The organism is Sulfurovum sp. TSL6 (assembly GCF_019972115.1).
Classification (GTDB): Bacteria; Campylobacterota; Campylobacteria; order Campylobacterales; family Sulfurovaceae; genus Sulfurovum.
In genome coordinates, this window is record NZ_BPFJ01000001.1 from 436,192 (window position 1) to 452,959 (window position 16,768).

Annotated in this window: 18 protein-coding genes; 13 read left to right on the plus strand and 5 right to left on the minus strand. The window is 38.6% G+C overall.

The genetic code is table 11. The features are described from left to right. The first annotated feature begins 31 nt into the window (after nucleotides 1–31). Nucleotides 32–370: a hypothetical protein gene (locus tag LDM93_RS02100; RefSeq protein ID WP_223890337.1), complete on the plus strand. Its 339-nt coding sequence runs from the start codon at nucleotides 32–34 to the stop codon at nucleotides 368–370. After that, entirely contained in the window at nucleotides 371–2,449 is a 2,079-nt protein-coding gene (locus tag LDM93_RS02105; RefSeq protein WP_223890339.1) for an ATP-dependent helicase, read from the plus strand. It begins immediately after the preceding gene. On the opposite strand, the gene LDM93_RS02110 is transcribed toward LDM93_RS02105, so the two are convergent. The 4 genes from LDM93_RS02110 to LDM93_RS02125 all read right to left on the minus strand — a co-directional run bounded on the left by LDM93_RS02110 (nucleotide 2,446) and on the right by LDM93_RS02125 (nucleotide 5,780). Continuing rightward, nucleotides 2,446–3,195, minus strand: coding sequence for an NYN domain-containing protein (locus tag LDM93_RS02110; protein ID WP_223890341.1), 750 nt, complete (start codon nucleotides 3,193–3,195; stop codon nucleotides 2,446–2,448). The two genes, LDM93_RS02105 and LDM93_RS02110, sit on opposite strands and share 4 nt — an antisense overlap. A 1-nt stretch (nucleotide 3,196) precedes the next feature. Next, nucleotides 3,197–3,802 carry a 16S rRNA (guanine(966)-N(2))-methyltransferase RsmD gene (gene rsmD / locus LDM93_RS02115; RefSeq protein WP_223890343.1) on the minus strand — a complete coding sequence of 202 codons (606 nt, stop codon included), beginning with the start codon at nucleotides 3,800–3,802 and terminating at the stop codon, nucleotides 3,197–3,199. Between the two features lie 24 nt (nucleotides 3,803–3,826). Further along, a complete protein-coding gene (locus LDM93_RS02120; protein WP_223890345.1) occupies nucleotides 3,827–5,155 on the minus strand; it encodes an SH3 domain-containing protein in 1,329 nt (442 codons plus the stop codon). Between the two features lie 115 nt (nucleotides 5,156–5,270). Continuing rightward, a complete protein-coding gene (locus tag LDM93_RS02125; protein ID WP_223890346.1) occupies nucleotides 5,271–5,780 on the minus strand; it encodes a DUF2062 domain-containing protein in 510 nt (169 codons plus the stop codon). Nucleotides 5,781–5,897: 117 nt separating this feature from the next. On the opposite strand from LDM93_RS02125, the gene LDM93_RS02130 reads away from it, so the two are divergent. The 11 genes from LDM93_RS02130 to pdxH all read left to right on the plus strand — a co-directional run bounded on the left by LDM93_RS02130 (nucleotide 5,898) and on the right by pdxH (nucleotide 15,704). Beyond that, a complete protein-coding gene (locus LDM93_RS02130) occupies nucleotides 5,898–6,833 on the plus strand; it encodes a ribose-phosphate pyrophosphokinase (protein ID WP_223890347.1) in 936 nt (311 codons plus the stop codon). Nucleotides 6,834–6,856: 23 nt separating this feature from the next. Then, nucleotides 6,857–8,668: a translation elongation factor 4 gene (lepA, locus tag LDM93_RS02135; RefSeq protein ID WP_223890348.1), complete on the plus strand. Its 1,812-nt coding sequence runs from the start codon at nucleotides 6,857–6,859 to the stop codon at nucleotides 8,666–8,668. After that, complete coding sequence (locus LDM93_RS02140) at nucleotides 8,668–9,024, plus strand: hypothetical protein (RefSeq protein ID WP_223890349.1); 357 nt, start codon at nucleotides 8,668–8,670, stop codon at nucleotides 9,022–9,024. Before lepA ends, LDM93_RS02140 begins: the two co-directional genes overlap by 1 nt. After that, nucleotides 9,024–9,470, plus strand: coding sequence for a urate hydroxylase PuuD (locus tag LDM93_RS02145; RefSeq protein WP_223890350.1), 447 nt, complete (start codon nucleotides 9,024–9,026; stop codon nucleotides 9,468–9,470). Before LDM93_RS02140 ends, LDM93_RS02145 begins: the two co-directional genes overlap by 1 nt. Nucleotides 9,471–9,576: 106 nt before the next feature. Beyond that, a complete protein-coding gene (gene thiD, locus LDM93_RS02150) occupies nucleotides 9,577–10,365 on the plus strand; it encodes a bifunctional hydroxymethylpyrimidine kinase/phosphomethylpyrimidine kinase (protein WP_223890351.1) in 789 nt (262 codons plus the stop codon). Beyond that, nucleotides 10,349–10,969 carry a thiamine phosphate synthase gene (thiE, locus tag LDM93_RS02155; protein ID WP_223890352.1) on the plus strand — a complete coding sequence of 207 codons (621 nt, stop codon included), beginning with the start codon at nucleotides 10,349–10,351 and terminating at the stop codon, nucleotides 10,967–10,969. The genes thiD and thiE overlap by 17 nt, the downstream gene beginning before the upstream one ends. Continuing rightward, nucleotides 10,966–11,844, plus strand: coding sequence for an ABC transporter substrate-binding protein (locus LDM93_RS02160; protein WP_223890354.1), 879 nt, complete (start codon nucleotides 10,966–10,968; stop codon nucleotides 11,842–11,844). Before thiE ends, LDM93_RS02160 begins: the two co-directional genes overlap by 4 nt. Before the next feature lie 10 nt (nucleotides 11,845–11,854). Further along, nucleotides 11,855–12,805: a DUF523 and DUF1722 domain-containing protein gene (locus tag LDM93_RS02165; protein WP_223890356.1), complete on the plus strand. Its 951-nt coding sequence runs from the start codon at nucleotides 11,855–11,857 to the stop codon at nucleotides 12,803–12,805. Next, a complete protein-coding gene (locus tag LDM93_RS02170) occupies nucleotides 12,802–13,671 on the plus strand; it encodes a hypothetical protein (protein WP_223890357.1) in 870 nt (289 codons plus the stop codon). Before LDM93_RS02165 ends, LDM93_RS02170 begins: the two co-directional genes overlap by 4 nt. Nucleotides 13,672–13,698: 27 nt before the next feature. Next, nucleotides 13,699–15,057, plus strand: coding sequence for a deoxyribodipyrimidine photo-lyase (locus LDM93_RS02175; RefSeq protein ID WP_223890358.1), 1,359 nt, complete (start codon nucleotides 13,699–13,701; stop codon nucleotides 15,055–15,057). Nucleotides 15,058–15,065: 8 nt separating this feature from the next. Continuing rightward, entirely contained in the window at nucleotides 15,066–15,704 is a 639-nt protein-coding gene (gene pdxH, locus LDM93_RS02180; protein ID WP_223890359.1) for a pyridoxamine 5'-phosphate oxidase, read from the plus strand. A gap of 30 nt (nucleotides 15,705–15,734) precedes the next feature. On the opposite strand, the gene LDM93_RS02185 is transcribed toward pdxH, so the two are convergent. Further along, nucleotides 15,735–16,631: a metallophosphoesterase gene (locus LDM93_RS02185; RefSeq protein ID WP_223890360.1), complete on the minus strand. Its 897-nt coding sequence runs from the start codon at nucleotides 16,629–16,631 to the stop codon at nucleotides 15,735–15,737. Nucleotides 16,632–16,768 lie beyond the last annotated feature (137 nt).

A 16,768-nucleotide genomic window follows, 5' to 3' on the forward strand; every position in this document is an offset into this window, starting at 1 on the left:
TAAAATTCTAACTTTATTACTTAGGATAGTTATGCATCTCGATCTTACACCAGAAGCACTTTTAGCACAACTTGGCTATACCAAAAGTGAACAAACACTCAAACAAATCAATGATATTATCGGCAATACAAAGAACTTTAACAAGTTTTCACAGCATATCCCTTCATTTAATGATGCTTTGGCTGTTGAAAAGGGTTTTATCGCTATGTCCAACTCTGAAGATCATTTAAAGATCAAATGTGATGAAGACACAGGGGCAGATAACCTTTCTGCGTTCACAGAATTGGTAAAACATTGGGCAGATAAATACAAATTAGAACTCAAGCAGGTAGATAATAAAAACACTTACTACATCATTGGTCAGAAATAATTGCCTTTAACCTCTCTTAATGACGAGCAGCTTAGCGCTGCTACGGCACCGTTAGGACACAATCTTATTATTGCGAGTGCAGGTACAGGGAAAACTTCTACTATCGTAGGACGTATTGCACATCTTTTACATTCAGGTACTGAACCTTCCAAGATATTGCTTTTAACCTTTACAAATAAGGCTGCAGGAGAGATGATCGCACGTCTTGAACGCTATTTTCCTAAAAAAATAGTCTCTAAGATAGAATCTGGAACTTTCCATGCAGTCTCTTACCGTTGGCTCAAAGAGATATATCCGAATTTGGCACTGAAACAACCATCCGAGCTTAAAACACTTTTTAGAAGTATCTATGAAAAACGTAATTTTGAGCGTATGAACCTGAGCATGCAGCCTTTTTCAGCTACCTACCTCTATGAGATGTACTCTTTGTACCAAAATGCCTCTCTAGAAAGTTTTGATGTATGGTTTTTAGAAAAATACCCTGATCATGAACTTGTCATGGATGTCTATATGGATATCACTCAAGAGTTTGAAAAAGAGAAGATAGACTATGGTTTTGCTTCTTTTAATGATTTACTCTTGCGTATGAAAAGCCATTTGGAAGAGAACACTATACCTTTTGAAGAGGTGCTGGTGGATGAGTATCAGGATACTAATACCCTTCAAAGTGCTTTGATAGATGTACTCAAACCAAAATCACTATTTTGTGTAGGAGATTATGATCAGAGTATTTATGCCTTTAACGGGGCAAATATTGAGAACATCGCAACGTATTCAAATCGCTATCCTAATGCAAATGTGTTTACACTGAAAACAAACTATCGTTCTACTGCACCCATACTCTCTTTGGCAAACCGTGTGATAGAGAGAAATGAACGTATCTACCCTAAGAAACTGGAAGTTGGACGTGACGTGAAGAGTTATCCACCTAAACTCTTGATGTACAATGATCTTTTTGAACAGTACCAGTCTATTGCCGAAGGTATCAAACGTACCCATGTGCCTAATGACCAGATAGCTGTTATTTTTCGAAACAACTCTTCAGCTGATGGCGTGGAAGCAAGTCTGCGTGAATATGGTATCCCTTGTAAGCGTAAAGGCGGGACAAGTTTTTTTGATACAAAAGAGATAAAGTTTTTGCTGGATCTTTTGGCTTTACTGGTAAATCCAAAAGATATGATGGCCTTTATTCATGTGTTTGAATACGCAAGAGGGGTAGGGTCTGCACTTTCCAAAGAGTTTTTTCAGTGTTTCTTGCACTTTGGACAGGGAAATTTTATGCAAGGGGTACTCTACCCAAAGGTGTATGATCTACCAAAGTTAAATCCAAATAAAAATGTGCAGTTGGGACTTTTTGATGATGACCAGGAGATAGGATCTGCAGCGAGATTTAAACATATGAACCTCGATAGTTCCCTCTACAACCATCCATTGCTTAAACATGCAAAACTGAGTAACGACGGTATGAACTTTTTTAAAGAGTTTTATATGCTTATGAAGTCTATACATAGTTTGGAAAAACCCTCAGATATCTTAAAAAATATCATCTCTTCCAAACTCTATGTTGGGATCATAGAACTCTTGGCCACGCAAAGAGGACGACTTAAGTCCGGAGAAGTAGATGAAGAGAAGAAGAAACAGGCCAAAGAACGTATACAGAGAAAAGCACATCTTTTACTGGACCTTTCACGGCAGTATGCAGAGTTGCGACGTTTTGTGAATGCCATGGTACTGGGGGGAAATGAACTCAGCGAAGGCGAGGGTATTAATCTGCTTACCGTCCATGCAAGCAAAGGACTTGAATTTCCTGAAGTCTATGTGATCGATCTGGTAGACGGAAGATTTCCGAATAGAAAGATGATGTCCAGCATCGAAGAGGAACGCCGGTTGTTTTATGTTGCCGTGACACGCGCCAAAGACAGACTGTATCTCTCTTTGGCAAAATTTGACAGAGTGAAAAAGATAGACTATAAACCTTCACAGTTTTTACATGAAGCAGGGCTTATTAAAGGGGAATTTGTAGAACCTGAGCCTAAAGAGAAAAAAGGGAAGAAAGAGAAAAAAGAACCTACGGGTTAGTGGTGCCTTTTATCTCTAATGCTCATCTGTTTCGTTCCCTCATCGACATAAATATCAAACAAGTCGATCTCATCTATAAGGTTGCTCAGTTTTTTGTATCCGAAGTTAATAGGGGAAAAAGAGGTTGAGTTATTAATATATTGGCCTATATCAGCAAGATTTGCCCACCCATCCTCATCCATGGTCTGTTCAACCGCTGTTCTTAGTACATTGACCAGCCAGGTATCTGAGCGCATCTCTTTACCAGACTGACGTACAGGTGCCTGCATAACATCAACGCTCTCGGGACTATGGGTCATGTTCGTCATAAGCTTTTCGGTAAAGATGAACTGTGAACATGCCGCCATGAACGGTTTGGGAGTTTTCTTTTCACCAAATCCATACACTCTGATACCTTCAGTTTGTACTCGCATGACTACAGGCGTAAAGTCAGAGTCACTTGTGGCAAATGCAAAAGCATCGATATCTTTGGTATGAAGTAGGTCTATAGCATCTATCGTCATAAGGATATCTGTAGCATTTTTATTTTTAGAGTAATCGAACTGTTGTATGGGTTTAATGGCAAATTCCAAAAGTTTATCTTCCCAGTTCTTGAGGTTGTCTTTTGTCCAGTTTCCATAAGCTTGACGTATGTTCACGATTCCATATTTACTTAGTTCATTGATAATACCTTCTATGGAACGGTGTGATATATTATCACAGTCTATAAACAGTGCAATGTGGTCTTCTTTTTTACTTTTTGCCATATCAGTCCTTTGGTTTATAATAGGTCATCGTGCTGCGACCAAATTTTTTACGTTTCATCAACTTTAATGCACCTATCTCTTCTGGCATATCCAGATTGGTCATATGCTCTACAATGACCATTTCCGCAACTTCAGGCTCAATACTTTCTATGAGTGCGATCGTTTTATCATAGACATCATCCATGCCATCACGGGTAGAAAAGGGAGGATCAAAGTAGAAGTAGGTCTTTTCATTGCTCTTTTTGACTATATCATAGACAGTGGAGAACTTTTCAAAACTGTCACCATAGAAAAGATGACACTTAGAGGGATCGACACGTTTTACATTGCCCTCCAGACAACGATAAGCTGTTCTGTTGTACTCCATAAAATAACATTGTCCTGCACCACGGCTTAAAGCTTCCAGTCCTATCGAGCCTGAACCCGCAAATACTTCAACAAAATTCTTATCGATAATATCAAATTGTAACGTATTAAAAAGGGATTCTTTTAAGATCCCTTTTGAGCTGCGTGTTGTAAAGATATCTGGTATATCTATCTTTTTGCCTTTATAGTTACCGGCAGTGATGGTCGTTGTAAATATTTTTATTTTTTCTTTTGGTCTCATGGTATGAGTGTATCTAAATATGCGTTAAAAATTGACTATGCTCTGAAGTGTATTGATCAACTTACTCTGTTCACTGATATCTGCACGTTCTTTCCCTGGTTCGGTACTGCTAATGATAGTACGCGCAGTGATGAGTTTGGTACGGTCTTTTTTACGTATGCCCCAGTAGGTATGCATGATGACAGGCTCACCTTTATACTCACCCAGATAGAGGACGACATGTCCCGGAACATAGAGTAGAGATCTAAAAGGCTCAGCATCTTTGATGATCTTCTTTTTTTTTGTCGCTTTTGTAAGACCTTCTATGGAAACAGGATCTCCATCTTCAGCTTGTTTACTGGAGTTTCTGCGTAAGAATATACCAAATGCCCCTAAAAAGTCTCTGGTCGTTGCAGAACAGTCACGACACTCATAACTTCCACCCCAGCCATAAGGTTCGCCATAAAACTCTTTTGCCAGCATTCCAACGTTTTTAGCAGTGAAAGGCAGCGGCTTTTTCGCAATGACAGTTGGATTATGTACATTGACTTTTTCAATATGGGCCCTGCCTTTAGCATCGCGTGAAGCGACTAGATACTTTTGGTCTTTAGAGATGGGGAAGAGGGCACCCAGTTTAACGATGGAGATATCTTTATCATCATGATATAGACGAAGATTATCTTTGATCACCATGGCATAATTATTATTTTTAAACGTTTTAATGAAATCAGAACTTACGAGTGCCAGATCCGAAGTTTTTATCCAGCCAAAGGAGTATGACGCTCTTACAAAAGCCCATCGTTTATCCTTGGAAAAATGAGAGATGTAAAGGGGCACATTAATGTGGAGCGCAGAATTTTGGTTATAGTCGAAAGGAAATCCTTCTCCGGTTTTTTTGGGGTCCCTAAAGAAGGAAGATGAAGTAGGAAGCGCTTTGACATTGGTATGACGTACAGTGATGGCTTTATATTTTTTACTATCAATATGGTCATAGTCAGCATTATCTATCCATTTGTTATACACTTTAGCAGGTATGATGGCCCCTTTAGCTCTATAAATGGGTTTTTTTGTGATAAACCTGATCTCCCAGCCAAAGTCTTTTTCAGGGATATCCAATGCACGTAAACTCCATGGTTCGAAGTATTTTTTGTTAAATCTTTCATCGAATTTTTTTTGTTTACTTTTGGAAAAAGGTTTGATCTGACTGGCATAATATGCAGGATCCTGAGGGATCTGCTTCATATCGGCCACTCTGTTTTTAGGCAGACGGTCTATTTTACTTTTTATCCGTTTACTTTCTTTCAGCAGATATTCCGCATGTAAGCTGGAAAAGGAGCCAAGAAGAAGGAGGAGAAGGGTTAATTTTCGATACATCATTTTATTCTTTTTTGTTTTATCATATGATAGTTTGGTTAATGGTTGGTTTATATGCTGTGCTTAAAAGTCTATGATATGAAGTGAGTGTTACACTTTTGGAGGATTGGATTTCTTACTGTTTTTTTTTACGTCTTTTCTTTCTTCGTTCTTTATTTTCACTATGTACAGACTTCACCCACAGTCTGTTAAGGATGATGTAGATAATAGCGGTTACAACGATGGAGTAAAAAGAAGTACCCACATAGAGAGGAACAAGTATATCATCAAAATGTTCAGTGAACCATGACATGGTCAACTCTATATCTTCGATACCTTCACGTCCCAGGATAAAGTTGCCTGTAAGGTATTCCATATAATACATAGGAGGCATGGTAAAAGGATTGCTTAGCCAAACCATAGAGATCGCTATGGGTACATTAAAGCGGATAAACGGTGTGGTAGCCATGACGGCCAGCATTTGCATAGGCATAGGGATAAACCCCCAAAAAAGGCCTACAGCCACACCTCTGGTGACCATTCGTCTGTTTATAGCAAAATAAGCTTTGGGTAAATTGTATTTTTCTAGAAATGCATCTAGCTTATTGCCGCCGGCTGGTTTTTTTTTAAAAACTTTTCGTATCATTACTATCCATAGTTCCAATTAGTATCTGGCTTAGTGTAATACCGGGGAGCTTTAAATCACCTTTTTATCAACTTTTGTGTAGAATACGCGTAATAAAATAGACACAAAGGTACAATTATGAGTGGATATATGATTTTTTCCGGAACATCAAACCCTGAACTCTCTGAAGAGATAGCAACTTATTTGGAAATGCCTCTTTCCAAAGCTAAGATAAACCGCTTTTCTGATGGTGAGATTTCTATACAGATTGCAGAAAGTGTACGTGGTAAAGATGTATTTATCATTCAGCCTACGTCTGCACCTGCTAACGGTAACCTTATGGAACTTCTTATCATGACAGATGCCTTGAAACGTTCTTCTGCAAAGTCTATTACCGCTGTTGTACCTTATTACGGATATGCAAGACAAGACAGAAAAGCTGCGCCAAGAGTACCTATTTCAGCAAAGCTTGTAGCAAACCTTATGGAGACTTCGGGTATCACGCGTATGGTCACTGTGGATCTTCATGCTTCTCAGATACAAGGATTTTTTGATATCCCTGTTGATAACTTGTATGGGGCTATTTTATTTATGGATTACATTAGAGCAAAAAACTTTAAGAACCCTGTGATCGCTTCTCCAGATATTGGTGGTGTGGCAAGAGCAAGATACTTTGCCAATAAACTGGGTCTGGACATGGTTATTGTTGATAAGAGACGTGAAAAAGCCAATGAGAGTGAAGTGATGAATATCATTGGTAATGTTGAAGGTAAAGATGTGATCCTCATCGATGATATGGTCGATACTGCAGGAACGATGGTTAAAGCTGCAGCTGCACTTAAAAAACTTGGTGCTACTTCGGTCATGGCATGTTGTACACACCCCGTACTTTCAGGTCCAGCCTATGAACGTATTGAAGAGGGCGAGCTTGATGAACTTGTTGTTGCAAACACGATCCCTATGGTAAAACCGTCTAAAAAGATCAAAATGCTTTCAACGGCATCTATGTTGGGTGAAGTCATCCGCAGAGTACATAACAATGAGAGTGTAAACTCTTTATTTGAAACGAACTAGTAAGTAAGAATACAAGGAATTTAATGGCTAAGGCAGTACCACAGGAAAATATACGTAATTTTTCTATTATCGCACATATTGACCATGGAAAGTCAACACTTGCAGACCGAATCATCCAAGAGTGTGGAGCGGTTTCGGACAGAAAGATGTCTGCACAAGTGATGGATACGATGGACATAGAAAAAGAACGTGGTATTACCATCAAAGCGCAGTCTGTACGTCTTGACTATGTCAAAGATGGTGAACATTATATTCTTAACCTCATAGACACTCCGGGCCATGTGGACTTCTCTTATGAAGTCAGCCGCTCTTTGGCATCCTGTGAAGGTGCCTTACTGATCGTTGATGCGGCTCAGGGAGTGGAAGCACAAACGATTGCCAATGTTTATATCGCTATAGAGAATGATCTTGAACTTTTACCGGTAGTAAACAAGATCGATCTTCCTGCAGCAGATCCTGACAGGGTATTAACTGAACTGGAAGAGGCTATAGGTATCGATGCGACCGAGCATAATCTTGTTTCTGCCAAGACCGGTGTGGGTGTGAAAGACCTTATAGACGCTATCGTAGATCGTGTGCCGGCACCAAAAGGTAAGGAAGATGCGCCGGCCAAAGCGCTGATTTATGATAGTTGGTTTGACAATTATTTAGGTGCATTGGCATTGGTACGTGTCTTTGAAGGAAGTATTAAAAAAAGACAGAATATTAAGATCATGGGAACGAAAGAGGAGCATCAGGTACTTGATATGATGTATCCTAACCCTATCGCACCGATAAAAACGGATGAGATCCGTACGGGTGAGGTAGGTATTGTGGTAACCGGACTTAAAACAGTTGAAGGACTGCAGGTAGGTGATACCATTACCGATGCTAAAAATCCTACAGCTGAAGCCATTGGAGGTTTTGAACCGGCCAAACCTTTTGTATTTGCAGGTATCTACCCTATAGAGACCGATAAATTTGAAGACTTGCGTGATGCACTGAATAAACTCAAACTCAACGACTCCTCTTTGAGCTTTGAACCGGAAAGCTCTATGGCACTTGGATCTGGTTTTAGAACAGGTTTCTTGGGTATGTTGCATATGGAAGTGGTGAAAGAACGTTTGGAGCGTGAATTTAATTTGGAACTCATCGCTACAGCACCTACAGTTGTCTATAAAGTCAAACAGACAAACGGTGAAGAAATTGAGATTCAAAATCCAAGTGAACTTCCTGAACCGCAGAAGATAGATAAGATCTACGAACCCTACGTTAAAGCAACGATACTTACACCTCAAGAGTATGTGGGGAATCTCATTAAGCTACTCAATGACCGTCGTGGTATCCAGGTGAAGATGGATTACTTGAATGAAACACGTGTATTGATGGAGTATGATATCCCTATGAATGAGATCGTGATGGACTTTTATGATAAATTAAAGTCTATGACAAAAGGGTACGCGAGTTTTGATTATGAACCTATAGGGTTTAGAGAAGGGAACCTGGTAAAACTGGACATCCGGGTAGCGGGTGATATAGTAGATTCACTTTCCATCATCGTTCCTGAAGATAAGGCACGTACAAGAGGACTTGCCTTTGTTGCTCAACTTAAAGAGCTTATACCTAGACAACTTTTTGAAGTAGCTATCCAGGCGAGTATCGGAAACAATGTCATCGCTCGTTCTAATGTAAAATCCATGGGTAAAAACGTGACCGCAAAATGTTATGGTGGAGATATTACACGTAAAAGAAAGCTTTTAGAGAAACAGAAAGCAGGGAAAAAACGTATGAAGTCCATCGGTTCTGTGGAAGTACCGCAAGAGGCATTTATGGCTGTATTAAAGTTAGAGAGTTAATGACGCTCATTCCTGTAGAAGAAGATAAAAAGACCATCTCCGGACGTTTTAGAAAAGCACACTCCTTTGCTTTTCTTGATGAAGGACAGATCATTGTACAGGAAAACCTCCATAAAAGATCCAAATCACCAGAATTTTTTGAGTACTTTAAGACATTGAACATAGATAGTATCTACATAAAAGAGTTAGGGTATAAAACGTTCTTAAAACTTCTAGAACTAGGTGTTGAGGTTTATTTAGTCCAAGAGGCCGACAGATGGAACCGTATCAAGCCTAACTCATTACTTTCAATAACTATAGATAATGCAAAAGAATATTGTTCATTAGGACATCATAGCAAAGAGGAAGGAAAGTAGTGGGCTGGGCATTACATTTACACCTTGTCGCCGCTATCGCATGGATCGGTGGTGCATTTTTCATGTTTATGCTGGGTGTGAGCCTTAGAAAAAAAGAAGATCAGGATGCCGTTTATCCACGTATTGGTCCTATTTATGGGTATTTTGAAGTTGCAGCATTGGTCATCCTGCTTACTACAGGGTCACTCATGATAGCCAGCAATGGTTTGTTAGATATACTTTTTTCAAACCTCACAAATGAAGTCATTGATGCATTACGCAAGAAGCTCTATATAGTAGCCGTCATTGTAGTACTTACAGTGATACATATGACTATTTCTTTGAAGACCCTCCATACTGTAAAAACACCTTTACAGCGTCTTTTATCAAAAGGCTCATCGATGGGAATCTTTCTTTTAAACCTTATTGTACTGCACTATGCCATGGTATTAAGAGACATACTTTAATTTCCACACGCATCTATATTTTTATTTTTTCATTGAACTGACATTTTTACACTACTAAAAGTATCCTAAGTTTTATATACTCCTTAAATATAAAAAAGGAGTGATCATGAAAGTAGTATTGAGTATTGCTGGCTCTGACAGTAGTGGTGGTGCAGGTATTCAAGCTGACCTAAAGACATTTGAAGCATTTGATGTTTTTGGTACTACAGCCATTACAGCCATTACAGCACAAAATACCACAGGTGTGGAACAGATAGTGGGCATGGATGCATCATTTGTCAAAAAACAAATTGAAATGGTATTGAAAGATTTTGATGTTGCAGCGATAAAAATTGGTATGCTTTTTAACAAAGAGATCATAGATGCTGTGTGTGAGATGATAAAGGACCTTAGTATTCCTATTGTCCTTGATCCTGTGTCTATATCTAAAGCAGGTTCTCCGTTGCTTGAGGATGATGCCTTAAGTGCAATGAAATCTCTTTTTAATCATGTGACACTCATTACACCTAATCATCATGAGGCCTATGAATTCTTTGGATACATACAGGGAGATAATAAATCTCTTGAAATGATCCAAAGTCTCAATACACCTGTACTTGTCAAACATCATGTTGTTGAATTTGCCGAAGGTAGCTTCAGTGTTGATCAGCTTTATTTTTACCGTCAAAAGCGTGTATTTCAGTCACCGCTTATAGAAACCTCTAATTTGCATGGTACAGGGTGCTCTTTTTCAAGTGCGATCACAGCAAATCTTGCATTAGGTCATCCTCTCGAAAAATCGATCTCAATTGCAAAAAAGTTTATTACGTATGGACTTAGAGAGGCTCCAGGCATTGGAAATGGACCAGGTCCTATACATCATAAAAAAGGAGGAGAACATGTCGCAATCGCTTAAGGGTCTGTATGTGATCACAGATGAATATCTTACACCTGATGAAACGGTACATAGTTATGTTGAGGATGCCCTCATGGCAGGTGCTTCCATCGTACAATATAGAAACAAAACAAAATCAGATGAAGAGGTAGAAACAATATGTCGAATACTTCAAGCACTTTGTAGTCGCCACAATGTACCCTTCATTATAGATGATCGTCCGTATTTAGCAGCTAAAATAAATGCTGATGGTCTGCATATCGGTAAAGATGATATACCTATTGAAGAGGCGAGGAAAATTTTCCCAAAAGGTATCATAGGGGTATCATGTTATGGAAGTATCCGTAAGGCAAAAGAGGCTCAGGAGGAAGGAGCGGATTATGTAGCCTTTGGATCATTTTTCGCTTCACCCACAAAACCTCACTCGGGTATGATCTCTTTAAATGTCCTGCATAAAGCAAAAGAAGCAGTTGATATACCTATTTGTGCGATTGGAGGTATTTCTGAGACAAACATAGGGCAAATTGCAGCGACACAAATAGATATGATCTCTGTAGTGAGTGCAGCATTTAAAGGTAACACAAAAGGAAATGTATCAAATTTAATAAAAGGAATGAAAATATGAAACTTAAACTCGCTTTTGAATGGTTCTTAAACCCAGACCATTTACCCTTTTTGATAGGGTTGCACAAAGGTTACTTTGAAAACTACGGTTTGGATCTTGAACTGATCGTACCTGATGAGCATTATGACGGATTAGATGAGTTAATTGCAGGGAATATACAATTTGCAACCAACGAACCCCTTCATCTCATAGAGCAGTTTCATGAGAAGTTTCTCTCACTAGGTACCTATTTTGAAACTAAAGGTGGTGTTTTACTTAAAAAAGAGACGTATGAAAAAGTAAAAAATGGTGAAATGATTACTATAACTACTCCGGTATCGAATGAAGTGACCAATACTATAGGGTATGAGATTATTCGTCGTTACTTTGAAAAAGACGGTATTGATGTCTCCAAAGGACAGGTACACTTTGAGCCTAATGGTTTTGAGCATATTAAGTATATGAAAGAAGGTGCAGATGGGGGATGGCTATATTTCTATAATTTTGAAGGTATAGAGGCACAAAAGGAAGGAATGGATCTACTTTATCTTGATGCACAAACTTCAGGTTTTGCAAACTTCAGTGCACTGGATCTGTTTGTCAATAAAGATTTTTATCATGATAATGAAGAAGTATGTAAAAACTTTGACAAAGCAGTGAAACAATCCATTACATTCATGAATCAAAATCCAGAAGAGGCGATGGATATTTACTATGATCACACCAAAGAAGCTAAATCTGCACTGATGGATGATATACTAAGAGCAACACTAGAATGTTTTGATGAAAATTATAGTTCAAACTATGCACAATCTTTGCCTATTTTAGAATTTTTTAGAGAGATAGGCATAACATCATTGGATGATGAGAGATTTAAAACAGCATTTTTACAGTAAAGGATCAATGATGAAAATAGCCGTTTCTGGATGTCTGCTAGGGGAAGAAATACGTTATAGCGGCGGACACAGTCATGATCGATTTGTGACTCAGAGTTTAGGAAAGTATGCTCAGTTCGTTTCATTTTGTCCCGAACATTTAGCATTCGGTACTCCTAGATCAACGGTAAGACTTGTAGAAGATGAGAATGACGGCTATTATGTTCAAAGCAGTGATGGAGAGGTAGATGTTACTGAGAAACTTTTACACACAAATAACAAAGAACTCCAAAAAATTCAAAATGAACCTATACGAGGTATCATATTCAAGTCAAAATCCCCTAGTTGTGGACTTGGAAGTGCCTTGATCTATAGAACAAACGGTTACTCTAAAGAGAAAGATGATGGTCTCTTTGTAAAGATGTGCAAAGAACGTTTTCCTTTATTGCCCATGGAAGAGGAAGGAAGACTGAATGATCCATGGTTGCGAGAGAACTTCATCATGCAACTTTTTGCCTACGATGATTTTGAAAACTTTAAAGCAAGTCATCCACGTCTTAAAGACTTAGTAGAGTTTCATCAAAGTTATAAGTTTATGCTCCAGGCAAAACATGACATGATGTACAGAGAGTTAGGACAAATCGTAGGTAACCATGAAGAATTGGAATTTAGTGAAATACTCAGACAATATGAAATTCTCTTTAAAACAGCCATTGGGCAAAAGAGTTCTATAGGTAAAAATAGAAATGTTCTTGAACATATGGCAGGCTTCGTGAAAGATAGAATAAATGAAGTAGAAAAAGAGATGCTTCATGAACAGATACTGGATTATGCAAATAAAATAGTACCTCTTATTGCACCATTAAGTAGGCTTCATATGTTTGCTAAAGCCTATAATGTTGAGTATCTTTTGAATCAAAAGTTTTTAGATCCTTATCCTAAGGAGTTGGCTTTACGTTCAGATATAAAGAGTGGGAAATGAAAAAAATCACACTATTTTTATTCATGTCTGGATTTACTCTCTTTGCAGAAGAGCAAAAACTTTCAATTCTTGAGCAAATTACACAACCCAAGGTGAGTTTTCAAAGTGATTTTTTGTCTGATGCAAAATTTGAGGGCTATGAAGGCAGTGTAAAAACCTATAAGCAGAAGATTCAGATCAATAACGACATTATGGGTTTTAGCTACAGTCGTTGGGATTTTGACTGGGACAGGGAGAATGATCTTCCTTTTTATCAAGATAAAACACCTATAGATTCAATGAACCGTATCAAACTTTATGCGAATTGGCCTTTACGTATCAATGAGAAATGGTTTATGCTTAACTCTGTGAATGTGAATACAACCTATGAAAAAGAGATGAGTCACTCCTTTGGTGCAGGTATCACAAGTTTTTTTTCTTATAAGATTGATGATGACCATGCGGTTCAGCTTGGTGCTTTTGCAAATTATCATTCTGTAAAGACACTTGCTTTACCTGTCATTGGTTATTCTTATCGCGCACGTGAGACAGATGGATTGAAAATGGTACTTGGATTTCCAAGAGCCTATATCGGCTATCAAATAAGTCCAGAAGTTTTGCTCAATGCAGGTATGATCTATTCTCAGGCAGTGATACGTCTTGCAGATGACAGCGGTATTGAGCCAGGTGGCTATAGCGAAGCTAAAGATTTTCAGGCAAACCTGGGATTTAGGTATGAGATCAATCAACACTTTGAACTCAGTGCTGATCTTCTCTATGCATTGAAACGTGATTTTACTATTTACAACCACAATGCTGATGAAGTAGATAGCCACAGCATTGAACCTTCTATGGGTGGTATACTAAAATTAAAATATCTTTTTTAAAGAATTTATGATGAGAGTAGGTAATAGATGAAAAGGATTCTTTGGTTCAGGCGTGATTTGAGAGTGGAAGACAATCCCTTACTCTCATTGGGTGGTGAGGTACTGCCTGTCTTTATTTTCGATACGCAAATACTCTACGCACTTCCTGAAAATGATAAGAGAGTCAGCTTTATTTTTGACAGGGTTATCAAACTCAAACACTCACTTCAAGCCAAAGGGTTGGAGCTGAAAATATTCTGGGGAGATCCTGTAGAGATATTTAAAGTACTTGAGGCACAAGGTTTTAATGAAGTTGTTGCCAGTGGAGATTATGATGCCTATGCAAAAGAAAGGGATATTAGAGTTTCTCATATCCTTCACTTCCGTTACATGCATGATACCTATATTTTTAAACCTGAAGAGGTATTGAAAGATGACGGTACACCTTATCTGGTCTTTACCCCTTTTTATAACAAGGCCAAAGCACTTTTTTCTAAAGAACATCTTCAAGAGTATACTCTTGAAGAACATACACTATATGGTACTTCGTATGAAGGAATTACCAAAATTGATGATGATAAAGAGGAGATCCTCCCTTTACGTATTGATTCGATCGGGTTTAGAGAAAATCTTCCTGAAATTAAAGACCCACAAACAAAGATTAAGGCCTTTCAGAAGAGGCTTGAAGGGTATGTAAAAGATAGAGACTATCTTGACAAAGAGGCCACATCACATCTCAGTATCGATCTTCGTTTTGGTACGATCTCTATCCGAAGCCTTTTACGCTTTATAGTTGAGCAGAAAAAAAGTGGTGTTGATACTGAGCCTTTTTTCAGGCAACTTATTTTTCGTGACTTTTATGCTTATTTGCTCTTTCACTTTCCTGATCTAGCGTGGAAAAACCATAAATATCAATTTAACGGCATAGAGGATAAAGAGAAGTTCGCAGCTTTTTGTCAAGCCAAGACAGGTGTACCCATTGTCGATGCAGGAGTAAGAGAACTTCTAAAGAGTGGTGGTATGCACAACCGTGTACGGATGATCTGTGCTTCATTTTTTACCAAAGATCTGCTCTTACCATGGCAGTGGGGAGAAAGTTTTTTTGCAAAGTATCTGTTGGATTATGACGCGGCATCGAACATCCTCTCTTGGCAGTGGAGCGCAGGTACAGGCATAGACCCTCAGCCTTATTTTCGTATATTTAATCCCTATCTACAGAGTAAAAAGTTTGATAAAGAGGCAGTTTATATCAAAAAGTGGATACCGGAACTTAGATCAGTGGATGCGAAGAAGCTTCATGATGAGAATTATTTGCTACACTATACTGTTGAAGGCTATCCAAAACCGATGGTAGTACATAAAGAAGCTTCACAAAATGCCTTGGCATATTTTAAGCAGAGACTTTAGGAGGTGGCATGTTAGATTTGCAAGAGATGCGTACAGAATATATACAAGCGACACTCGATGAAAGTACGGTACCTACAGATCCTTTCATACTCTTTGAAATGTGGTTCTCTCAGGCCGTTCAGACAGAGGTTAAAGACCCAAACAGTATGATCTTAGCCACAAGTTCAAAAGAAAATATTCCAAATATACGTACCGTACTTTTAAAGATATTTGATGAAAAGGGATTTGTTTTTTTTACGAACTATAATAGTGTGAAGGCCAAGGAAATAGAGGAAAATCCTCATGTGGCTCTGGAATTCCTATGGTTGGATCTCGAACGTCAGGTTCGTGTGATAGGCACATGTGAGAAGATCAGTACATCAGAGTCTATGTCTTACTTTATGAAACGTTCACGCGGTAGTCAGATAGGTGCATGGGTGAGTGAACAAAGTTCCGTGATCTCTTCACGGAAGATGCTTCAGATGCAAATAGAAAAAATGAAAAAAAAGTTTGCCAATGGTTCCATCCCTTTGCCCGATTTTTGGGGAGGTTACAGGGTCATACCCTCACAAATAGAATTTTGGCAGGGTAGAGCGAACAGACTGCATGACCGTATTCTCTATACCAAGGAACAAGATAGTTGGAAGATAGAACGGCTTGCACCATAATATTTTTAAATCATTTTTTAGAGGTAGAGATTAGTTCTTTTGGAGAATTTTTTTAGCCTGTTTTATAAAGAGCTGCTTGTTTTCCAGCATATTTTCTATCTCTTGTTTGCCGAGATCGCCAAATCTTTTTACGATATACTCTGCAACCTCCGTAGAAACAAGATCGAAGTCTGTAAAAAGTGTGTCTATGTGCATACGCAGATGACTGATGGTATGCTCATCCTTCGGAAGATCTATATGGGAAAGCTTCAACTCTTTGATACTGTAGTTAGAATCTCTGGGATCCATTGTCTCCTGATAGCATTGCATGCTTCCAAGCTGTATAGCGGTGAGTTTTTTCCCATAAGAACACCCCGTATCGATCCCGTAAAAGTTTTCTCCTGTTTTGACCTCTTCAAAGACGCAGTGCCCGAAAATATTTATGACTTCATCGTTTGGAATTTCCATACCTTCTTCATAGCGGTTGAGTAGATAATCTTTGTAGTAGACAGGATCGTTTCGATGCTCATAAAAAGGCAGGGCAAAGCCATGGGTAATGAAATAGTTGTCTACCTGTAGGTAGATAGGAAGCGTTTTTATCCACTCAAGATGTGCGAGCATTTTGCCATGATCATCTTGGTAGCTTTGAAGTGTAAGCATTCCTCCGTAGCGTTTGTCTGAACTCCACGGGCTGTGTTTGTCATGAAAAATGGCATCTTCAAGGTAGACTTCCATGAGGTGTTCATGATTCCCCTTGACGCAATCATAACCATTTTGGATAACAAAATCGATGACATCTCTAGAGAAGTTCCCTTTATCACAGAGGTCCCCTACAAATATGAGTTCCGCATCTTTTGGAAGACGTCCAATAAGGTTTTGCAAAGTATGAAAGCATCCGTGTACATCGCCTACCACATAAATGTTTTCAATATCTCTATCCTTACGCATGCACTGCCTCCTATTTTTTTGATTATAATAAAATTAAATGAAGATTCGTAGTAAAAAGATGTCAATTCATCTCAATATCTATCATGGACAGTCAAAAAAACGCTATGAAAATGGTCTGAATAGACTATACTTATTAT

What these genes read in the sequence shown, in the direction of transcription:
- LDM93_RS02100 (WP_223890337.1), top strand. Translation starts at nt 32, where the DNA reads ATGCATCTCGATCTTACACCAGAAGCACTTTTAGCACAACTTGGCTAT.
- LDM93_RS02110 (WP_223890341.1), bottom strand. Translation starts at nt 3,195, where the DNA reads ATGGCAAAAAGTAAAAAAGAAGACCACATTGCACTGTTTATAGACTGT.
- rsmD (WP_223890343.1), bottom strand. Translation starts at nt 3,802, where the DNA reads ATGAGACCAAAAGAAAAAATAAAAATATTTACAACGACCATCACTGCC.
- LDM93_RS02120 (WP_223890345.1), bottom strand. Translation starts at nt 5,155, where the DNA reads ATGTATCGAAAATTAACCCTTCTCCTCCTTCTTCTTGGCTCCTTTTCC.
- LDM93_RS02125 (WP_223890346.1), bottom strand. Translation starts at nt 5,780, where the DNA reads ATGATACGAAAAGTTTTTAAAAAAAAACCAGCCGGCGGCAATAAGCTA.
- LDM93_RS02130 (WP_223890347.1), top strand. Translation starts at nt 5,898, where the DNA reads ATGAGTGGATATATGATTTTTTCCGGAACATCAAACCCTGAACTCTCT.
- lepA (WP_223890348.1), top strand. Translation starts at nt 6,857, where the DNA reads ATGGCTAAGGCAGTACCACAGGAAAATATACGTAATTTTTCTATTATC.
- LDM93_RS02140 (WP_223890349.1), top strand. Translation starts at nt 8,668, where the DNA reads ATGACGCTCATTCCTGTAGAAGAAGATAAAAAGACCATCTCCGGACGT.
- thiD (WP_223890351.1), top strand. Translation starts at nt 9,577, where the DNA reads ATGAAAGTAGTATTGAGTATTGCTGGCTCTGACAGTAGTGGTGGTGCA.
- thiE (WP_223890352.1), top strand. Translation starts at nt 10,349, where the DNA reads ATGTCGCAATCGCTTAAGGGTCTGTATGTGATCACAGATGAATATCTT.
- LDM93_RS02160 (WP_223890354.1), top strand. Translation starts at nt 10,966, where the DNA reads ATGAAACTTAAACTCGCTTTTGAATGGTTCTTAAACCCAGACCATTTA.
- LDM93_RS02165 (WP_223890356.1), top strand. Translation starts at nt 11,855, where the DNA reads ATGAAAATAGCCGTTTCTGGATGTCTGCTAGGGGAAGAAATACGTTAT.
- LDM93_RS02170 (WP_223890357.1), top strand. Translation starts at nt 12,802, where the DNA reads ATGAAAAAAATCACACTATTTTTATTCATGTCTGGATTTACTCTCTTT.
- LDM93_RS02175 (WP_223890358.1), top strand. Translation starts at nt 13,699, where the DNA reads ATGAAAAGGATTCTTTGGTTCAGGCGTGATTTGAGAGTGGAAGACAAT.
- pdxH (WP_223890359.1), top strand. Translation starts at nt 15,066, where the DNA reads ATGTTAGATTTGCAAGAGATGCGTACAGAATATATACAAGCGACACTC.
- LDM93_RS02185 (WP_223890360.1), bottom strand. Translation starts at nt 16,631, where the DNA reads ATGCGTAAGGATAGAGATATTGAAAACATTTATGTGGTAGGCGATGTA.